Genomic DNA, 8,224 nt, shown 5'->3' with positions numbered 1-8,224 from the left:
TAATTGGTCGTCTGTTCTAGATTTGATAGATGGTCTAAATTCTGTCATGTAAAGTTGCAGCTAACGGTTCTCAGCTATACGCAGGCAGGGATTTTAACCACTGAACTTCCTACGAAGAACTGAGCTTTAAATTTACCACTTTCCTGTCCTACGAAGCACGAAACCCCTGCTTGCGTATAGGTGATGTTGTGCGTTCGCCCTTTATTGTGCTGGAAGTTTTGCATTTATTGCTTGATATAAAATGATAAATTCATCGTCTATCCCGTCAAACCAAGTTAGTCTCAATTCATCGAATGTTTGAGAGCAATAGTGCTTTTCAGCTACTTTACTACCTCCTAAATGTCCTCTAATAGTATCGTCTGCATATGTTTTACAAAAGTTTTTAGCGTGGTCAAAGTCTGTGTATGTAATTACAGAATTGGGAACTAATCTTTGTAAAGCTGTTGGGTGAATATAATTTTCTAAAAGTCTCTTTTTGCTTATATGAAAATCTGTCCCACTCGCTAAGCCATAATTTAGTAGTTTGGTTTCGTTCAATGAAACTGAAACTGGGTCAGGTTTGTCGCTGTCTAAAAATATAAAGAATGGCTTTTCAAGTTTTGTAAAAAGGTCAAGATTAATCCAATGCTTTACGCTATCACAGCCTCCAATTGGAATTATATTGATATTTAAGTCCTCAAAAGTATGTTCAATTAAGCCTGCTTGTTTGTAAAGAGTTGCATTGTGATGCATAGCATTTGCATCATCTATTCCTTCAACTAAAAATAAAAGTCTTGAGGTAGAAAATAATGGGGTAAAAGTGTTGTCTGGTTTTATACCTAAATCAATTGCAATGGTTTTATAACTAATACCGTTTTGGGTTACCGTATAAATATTATCTGGTTTAGAAATGTGAATTATATTTCCGTGAAGAGTATTCCCAACTATGGTTGGTGAATGGGTTGATGTTATTACTTGATAGCCATTTTCTTTTAATGAATTGAGCTTGTCAAATAAATTTTCTTGTGCAGAAGGATGTAAAAAGGTTTCAGGTTCTTCAAAACCAAAAATTATTTGTTGAGTGTCATCTGTTCGGTCGGTTTCAGCAAGATATTCAAAATAAGACATCATTGTAATTCTTCTAAATCCATCTCCTCTTGAACTTAAAGGAATATTATTTCCTGATGATGTGCTTACAAATGAAGTTGAAATTAGTTTACTCCAATCAAATTCGATTTTTGGTTCTACTTTTTCTGCCGACTTAACAACATCATTAATTTTTGTTGTGACTTTTTGTAAAACTGATTCTAATTGTGTTTTAACTGTTGCTTCAATGTCGTCTGTATCAATTTCATCTTTGATGAGTTTGAACGCCATATCCTTAAAGTATTTTTGAATAGTTGTGTCTGTGTCCGAAAGGGAAGTGTCCGCCTTAAAATATTGAAAAACTGGTAGTGACTTCTTTATTGCATCTCCAATTGCTTTGGCTTTGGATGTTCCCGTTCCTGGAATTTCTTCAAACTCAAATGAAAAATCAATGTTATTTTGCAGGTTATGCTCTCTTAGTTTTTCTCTTTTTTCAACATTATTGTAGGCATCTCCATTACCTTTTGATGTTTCAATTGCATTTGCGTTACATTGTGCCATTAATTGTGCTTCGGTTTTAAAAACAAAGTCGTTTGTCCCGCTATACTTCTTTCTTACAATTGAAGTTTTTGGATTAGCGACTGCGTTCTCTGTAACATTCCAAACTTTTTTCCATACTAATAGGTTTTCAGCATTAACGAGTTCTTCAGCCTCAATTGAAGTTCCAATTTCCTCACCTAAAAAATATTCTTTTTCTTCGCAATCGAAGTGAAGCTCAATTATTATTTGATTGTCATCTGCGAGAACGTTATAATCTGCTCTTGTTAATTTTACTTCATTAAGTGAAGTGTCAATGGCTTTTAAAATTGTAGACTTACCTGCATCATTTTGTCCAACTATACAATTAAACAGTCCAAAGTCAACCGAAATTGTTCCGTTTATTCCTCTAAAATTTGTAATGATTGCTTTTGTCAGTTTCATATTTAATTTTGTTATGTATGTCGGTCGGTCAATAGGGTGACGCACAACGGTTGCGTATATGAAACGTTTGGCATTTCGAAGCACTTTCCTGTCAAGTTACAAGTGCCTTTGATACGGGCTGAAACGCCTGACAACCCACTGACTGCCAAATGTTTTATATACGATGTTGTACGCTGGCCTTTATTATTTCTTTGTCTATTTGTCACATTATAAATGCACTGTCGCTCAGTTCGTGTGGCGGAGCGGGACGGGCTTGAAGGCTCTTTTGGCATTTTTGGATTGAGGGCAAGCCTTGTGGGAATGCCAAATGTGCCTGAGAGCGAAGGGATGGTGTGTGTTGGATTCGTACTCATGCTACAATTTTAAGTAAATCTGTCCGTATTTTCTGCCAATCTTGATTTAGGTTTATCGACATAATCCTAATTCTATGGTTCTCATATTTAAATGAATGAACAAAATCATTTTGGATTGATGGATAAAGCAAAATTCCTTGACAATTAAGGGTAAGTTCGGAATTAGTTTCTTGATTTTTCAGATAGGAAAACAGTTGATATAAGTTATTTGAATTTATTTTTTGTTTATCGTATCTGGTTTGAAATGCTTCTTTGTAATATTTAGTATCAAGTATGATTTTTTGATTCCCTTTCTGCAAAGTTATATCTGTCAACATTGTAGGAAGCATTTCTAAATCCTCTGTATTATCAGATTTAAACTGCCATTTAATAGAATCACTTGAAACCGAAAAATCCGTTTCGACTTTGTAGAAATTTCTTACAAAAGCTTCAAATAACCTTGCCATTGCCTTTTCTTCGCGGGTAAAATCCATGAATTTATAGTTACCCTTTGACTCGTCAATAAATAAATGCTCATTAACAATCTGACATACTTTTAAAATGAAATCATAGTGATAATTATTACGATGTAGCCTAATTTGGTTAAATATTGACTTTCGAATAACTATTTCAGAAATGGGCGGTAATTTCAAATATATTTTATGTAATTCATCTTTTAATGATGAATCTAAATTCTTTGTTCTTAGAAGTTTCCCAATAGTCGTTTTTAAAATTTGATTGTGCAAAATATTATAATCAAACTCATCGTAAATACAGACTGTTTTGCTTAAAGGAAGAACATTTTGTTTTATTGTTGCTGAAAAATTGAATTTTCCTTTAATCCCCATTATCACATCTTCATGCTCAACGTAATATCTATCTAAACCTTGTTTTAAAAGACGAGAACAACTATTTGAAAGGACTTTTGCAAATAAGTCAATTAATTCGGTTGAATCAATTTCATTAACATTAACTATGTCTCTTTCTTCAAGCTTATTCCACGCATAGCATAGCAAAAAGTAAACATTTTGAATTGGAATTTGCATAACTACGATAATAGAAGATTTATTTCATTATCAACTTTTTCATTATCATCAAACCAGTATTCTTCTAATAATGGTCTTATTTCAAACTTTACAATATTCTCAAACCATTTTCTTTCATTTTCAGAATTTGCGTTGCAAAAGAAGCTATGCCCAATCAAAAAGCCCGAACCTAAATTTTTATCTGTTTTTATCTTTGCATTTAACAAATTAAGTTTTGAAGACATTTCCTGTATAAAATCTTTTGAAAACCCTTTAGAGCTAAGGAAATCCTTAAATCTGCTATTAAATTTAGGTTCTAATGTAATAAACCTAAATCGTCTGCGTAAAGCATAGTCAACAATAGCTAATGAACGGTCGGCAGTATTCATTGTTCCAATCAAATAGAGATTTTCAGGGACTGAAAATAAGGCATCATCTTTTTCAGAATAAGTTAAAGGCACGCTATATTTTCCTCTTTTATCAGATTCAATAAGCATCATTAATTCACCAAAAATTTTACTTAGATTCCCTCTATTTATTTCGTCTATTATAAAGAAAAACTTTTGGTCTGGTTCTAATTCTGCCTTTTTACAAAAATCATAGAATATGCCGTTTTTAACCTTAAAGCTTTTTTCCGATGGTCGTATTCCTTGAATAAAATCTTCATAAGCATAGGATTGATGAAATTGAATCATCCTGATTTTTGTATCATCAGTATTTTTCATCATTTCATAAGCAATTTTTTTGGCTACAAATGTTTTTCCAACGCCGGGAGGACCTTGCAAAACAATATTTTTCTTAACTTCAAGTGAATGAGTGATTTCTTTTATTTCTTGTTCATCCAAAAAAGGTTTTTCCGGGTCATCAGAAAATGAATAATGCTTTATTTCGACTTTTTCAATTTCCTTTTCAGTAATGATGTTTTTTTCATCAATTAAATCACGTATTATGTCGAATTCGTCAGGGGTAAGACTAAATAAGCTTCCTTGATTGTTGATAAAGACTTCGCAGTTTTCAAGTCCTTTTGTTTCTTTTAATTCATCCCATGAAATTGGGTCTTTGACAATTTCTTTAATTTCAAAGTTTATTATTTCTCCCTCGTTATCATCAATGTGCAATCCTTCTGTAATTTCAAATATTGCCTTAATTTGTTTTACAGGTGTACTCTCGTAACCAATAACCAAATCACCTGGTTTAGCTTCTTCGAAATATTTATAAATCCTGCGTTTGTTTCCTTTGTCGTTATGTGATGTATAAGATTGAATATCGCCAAGTTCGTAACTGTCAATACGCCAAATTTTAGGATTAGCGTTTAACCACCAGAAGTTTTGTGATTCAGAATCTTTTGGTAATGCTTTTGGTGGTGGCAAAATTTCCTTTCCTGATTCTAAGTCATTAAAAATCTTCTCAAAAGCAGAATTACTTTGAATGTATTTCTCTTTTATACTGCTCCATTTTAGAGTAGGTGTAAATGTATCAGGTCTGAAAATGGTTTTTTCAAAATCAACTAATTGGTTTATTAGCCATTTTACCTTTCTAATATGTTTGTTTTCTTTTCTTTCAGGCTTAAATTCATATTCACCAGTAATGACGCCTATCCCAAGTGCTTTACTTTTTCCTTTATTGGCAATAACAACGTCTCCGATACTTGCATCTCGAAAATTCTCAATATTCCAGATTTGATTTGAATTATCGGAATCTTCAACACCCAAATCTTCTGCAAGTGTTTCTGTTGTATAAGTTTTCAGGTCGGTTAAATCATCCCATCCAATAGCAATTATACTTTCTTTATAAAATTCATCCCAAAAAATTCCATTTTCTCCCGGTGCAAATTTCCAATAGTTGATTAAAGCATTGTTCTTTCTTTCAACAGGCTCCTTTGAAGACTTAAGTTTTTCAATCACTTCTTCAATTGTATTGAAATCCTCTAGAGTATTTGAAGCCTTGTCATTAATATCCCAACCAGCCAGAATTCCAGCTTCAATTTTTTCTGCACCTATTTTTAGAAATAACTGATACGCTTTTCTGTGAGAAATTTTGTTTTCAGGAAATCCCGCAATCCAACAATATGAAGTACCATAATTTTGAGGGCCATTAAAATCAACTATATGGCTTTTATAATTTTTTAGCTTTAATGCTTTTTCAAGTCCATCTACAACTTTATCTAACGCTGAACTTGTTTCATTTTTTATAGGGTTTGTGTAAATAAATGGGAAGAAAATACAGTAATTTCTTTGCCAGTTCACAAAAGGGGATTTCTTTTTCTGAGGATAGTTTTTTAAGGCATTTACCAATATGTCGCCATACTTTGAAAAATACTCTTCGTCTTTTTCAATTATTTTAGTTTTAATATTTTCAACGGTTTCAGAACTAATTTGAGTTTTTTCTTTTAATAAATGAAGAACATCAAATCGCAATAAATTTACAGGTTGAAATCGAGTTGCAGAAAAATCTGAACGCACAAAACTAAAATCATTTATCAGTCCTTCAATTTCAGTTTTAGATTTATTATTCAAAGAATCAAAGAGATATTGTTCACTTTGTTCCAATTTTTTAAGCTCTTTTGCGTGTCTTTGAATTATATCAATTTCTTTCTGCATAATAATATTTTTAAAGTCTTTCAATTTACCACTTTCTTATCAACGAAGCGGGTGCGTTAGCAAAAAAAGCATGTGTTTGGCAGCCGAAGGGACGGTTGCAGGGATGGGCTGCCAAACTCTTGCTTTTGTGGGTTGGCTTTTTCCATTTTTTCCTTTTTCAAATCTGCAATCATGTTACTGCTGTGTCGTTTTTTTGGCTTGCGTACAACGGTTGGCGGCTTGGCGTAGTGGCGGATTTCTACCACAAATGTTGATACGAAGCACACAGTTCAAATATAGCACAAATGTTCATACGAAGAACGTCACCCGCCATTACGCCAAACCGCTGTTATCGGCTGCCCTTCTTGTTAGTTCAAGTTAAAGATGTCCTTAACTTTGTTGTCGGATAGTAGGTTTACAAATAGTTTTTTGCTGTGTTCTTTTTCTTGGAATGGTTGAGTTTTAAAAAGGTCGGCATATTTGATTTCTGTCAAGTCATTTAAATCGTTTGACTTGTCAGGTGCTACTTCTGAAATTCGTTTTAAGTATGAAGTGTTGAATTTCAAATTTTCCTTGTCCACCCAACCTGCTTGAATAAATGCTTTTGTTTTTTTGTCGCAACGACACGGATTTGATTTGTTGATAAGCCCACATTTGTTATTCATAAATTGGTAAAGGTCTTTTCTTGCTCTTGAAAGTCGTTGGCGGAAATTGTCTTTGGAAATGTCAAGCATCTCAGAGCCGATTGTGTGGTCTATACCGAATATTTCACCAAGTATATAAACAAGTCGTTGCTCTCTGTCAAGGCACAGAAGCATACCACTCATACAACCAATTTTTGCATCTTCAATAAATTCTTTAATTTCTGATTTTTCAATTATTGAAAGTTCTATGTCTTGCATTTGGTCCAGTTCTTTTCCGTATTTAGAAAACGATGTTATATAATCTTCCAACCAATACGTTTTCATTTTTAAGAAATGGTTGAAAGTTATGCGATAAAGCCAAGTTCTAAAATTACTTTCGCCTTTAAAATTGGCAAGGTTTGTTATTACCTTAATTAAAACTTCCTGCGTGATGTCTTCGGCATCAAATGGACTTAAAGTCATTTTCAAAGCAACATTGTAAATGTAATGTTGATGTTTCTTAACCAATGTTTCCAGTGATGATTTAGAACCGTCCTTTGCAGAAGTAATAAGTTCTATATCGTCTCTGTCGTTGTATGCTGTATGAAATGGATTTTTCACTTTTTCTTTTTGAATTTAAGCAAAACATTTTGATACGAAATATCTAAAAGATGTTTTACAGTATCTGTGTTGTTTGCTGTTGGGTTGTTAATAGCTACCCAACCCAGCCAAGCATAGATTGGGTGAGGCATTAGGACATCAAGTTCGGTGAAATCAAAGTCGTAATTTATGATACCACCTTTTGCTGGGCGTTTTGGAATGTTGCCAAACAAATTTTGACAATACTTTTTTCCAATTCCAATACTTAGTCTATAAATGCCGTCTCGGTCAAGGTTTGAAGCCTTATCGTTTGGTCCATCGCTTTCCTTAATAGTCGTAAAATAAATGCCTTTGGGCAACGAATTATCAGGATTGTAAAAAAAGCTACGCTCTCGATATGCGTCTGTTACAATTATATCCTGATAGTTCGTTAAAATCCAATTTTCTAATTCTTTTGCTGTCATTCGTTGTTTAGCATAGGATTAGTTAAATCCATTTTTACTGAATTAAAATCAATTTTTTCCATAAAGGGAATTACTGCTTCTGTTTTTTCGGCAAGTTTCATTGCTTGGCTGTGGCTCTCTTTATTTGTCCAATAAACAATGTCAGTCCAAAGTGTGTCGCCCGATTGTGTAAGCGTTCGTTTAATAAATCCTTCCTGTCTTTTCAGAAAGTCGTTTTGCATCTGTTCAGCCGATTTTACAAAGTCAGCACTTGAAACACCATTGTTTAGTTTGAAGGTGGTAATTTCCACCAGTCCAACTGTTTGTTTTTGTTCTGTCATAACATTATGATTTTCTGTTTTTGATTGATTGCAAGCCGTTAAACTTGCAATGGTCATTACTGTTAAAATTGTCTTTTTCATTTTTGTCAAATTAGATGATTTAACAGTTAGATACTCAAAATGTCAGAGTGTGACAGTTGTGTCTAGTCGGTGTTTTAGGGTTGCCGATAACGTTTTGCAAGTTTAACTTGTGCCCGCTTTTTTGCACTAATTTCCGCCCAAGTACAAACATAAT

The 8,224-nt window shown here is 33.3% G+C and carries 6 protein-coding genes; all 6 read right to left on the bottom strand.

The features are described from left to right. Window positions 1-201: 201 nt before the first annotated feature. The 6 genes from ACFSSE_RS10545 to ACFSSE_RS10520 all read right to left on the bottom strand — a co-directional run bounded on the left by ACFSSE_RS10545 (window position 202) and on the right by ACFSSE_RS10520 (window position 8,070). Window positions 202-2,046, bottom strand: a complete 1,845-nt coding sequence (locus tag ACFSSE_RS10545) for an ATP-dependent nuclease (RefSeq protein WP_379044407.1) — start codon at window positions 2,044-2,046, stop codon at window positions 202-204. A 349-nt stretch (window positions 2,047-2,395) separates the two neighbouring features. Further along, on the bottom strand, window positions 2,396-3,424 hold the full coding sequence (gene mcrC, locus ACFSSE_RS10540; RefSeq protein WP_379044404.1) for a 5-methylcytosine-specific restriction endonuclease system specificity protein McrC: 1,029 nt from the start codon (window positions 3,422-3,424) through the stop codon (window positions 2,396-2,398). 2 nt (window positions 3,425-3,426) lie between these two features. Next, a complete protein-coding gene (locus ACFSSE_RS10535) occupies window positions 3,427-6,003 on the bottom strand; it encodes an AAA family ATPase (protein ID WP_379044401.1) in 2,577 nt (858 codons plus the stop codon). Between the two features lie 347 nt (window positions 6,004-6,350). Further along, on the bottom strand, window positions 6,351-7,226 hold the full coding sequence (locus ACFSSE_RS10530; protein WP_379044398.1) for an RNA polymerase sigma factor: 876 nt from the start codon (window positions 7,224-7,226) through the stop codon (window positions 6,351-6,353). Beyond that, a complete protein-coding gene (locus ACFSSE_RS10525; protein ID WP_379044395.1) occupies window positions 7,223-7,669 on the bottom strand; it encodes a DUF6194 family protein in 447 nt (148 codons plus the stop codon). Before ACFSSE_RS10525 ends, ACFSSE_RS10530 begins: the two co-directional genes overlap by 4 nt. After that, window positions 7,666-8,070: a hypothetical protein gene (locus ACFSSE_RS10520; protein ID WP_156900412.1), complete on the bottom strand. Its 405-nt coding sequence runs from the start codon at window positions 8,068-8,070 to the stop codon at window positions 7,666-7,668. Before ACFSSE_RS10520 ends, ACFSSE_RS10525 begins: the two co-directional genes overlap by 4 nt. Window positions 8,071-8,224: the final 154 nt, after the last annotated feature.

This window comes from Pedobacter alpinus, from assembly GCF_042684645.1.
Taxonomy (GTDB): domain Bacteria; phylum Bacteroidota; class Bacteroidia; order Sphingobacteriales; family Sphingobacteriaceae; genus Pseudopedobacter; species Pseudopedobacter alpinus.
Note: the sequence above shows the minus strand (reverse complement) of the source record. Positions and strands in the feature narration are given on the sequence as shown.